General features: G+C 43.6%; 1 protein-coding gene. It reads right to left on the reverse strand.

Features of this window, described 5'->3' with window-relative positions:
• Positions 1-331: PAAR domain-containing protein (locus tag C5469_RS22975; protein ID WP_166311024.1), on the reverse strand; the 331-nt coding region annotated here is incomplete at its 3' end.
• Between the last annotated feature and the right edge of the window lie 361 nt (positions 332-692).

Genomic DNA, 692 nt, shown 5'->3' on the forward strand with positions numbered 1-692 from the left:
AGAAATTCTGGGCCGCCATATTCACCGGCGCGGTGGCCGGATGGCTGGGCTGCTCCTGTTTTTCATAACTGTCCATCTCTGAATTAATGAATCTGGCCCGACAGGGGCACGTACTCACACTGTCCAGCGTACCCGCCAGTTTGCGCCCCATGTCAAACACATCTGAAACACCACCGACAATCATATAAGTACCGGGATGTTTACCACAGGTCACCTTATCCCCTTCACGCGCTGTTGCCCGACCATTAAATGTCATGGTGTGGTCACCGGTAATAATCTGGCCGCCACAAGTGGTCTTGTCACCAACGAGCAGGAAATATCCGATTGCCATCTATTTGCTTCTCCATTGGCTGACCCGTTGAAGGGTAAATCTGACTAAAATCATCATCATTGTTCTCACTATCTATTCGTTAACATAGATGATGAATAATTCATCAGATTTCACTTAAAAAGAATATAGGAATACTCTGAAAATTGCAGATTTTATCGCCTCAAAAGCATGTGAAAACCCATGATTTGCAACAAATAACAAACACATTGTTAACGATTGAGTCAATAAAAGGGGGGAATAGGTACAACAGAAGCTATTGTTACCAGCCACTCGATACCTGCATACGGGATATTACTTGGTTGTGATGAAAAGGATTGGAAAAACCCTTTTCATCATTTACCTATACCCTATGGATTTCAAG

Origin of the sequence: Photorhabdus cinerea, assembly GCF_011189575.1 — a bacterium.
GTDB lineage: Bacteria > Pseudomonadota > Gammaproteobacteria > Enterobacterales > Enterobacteriaceae > Photorhabdus > Photorhabdus cinerea.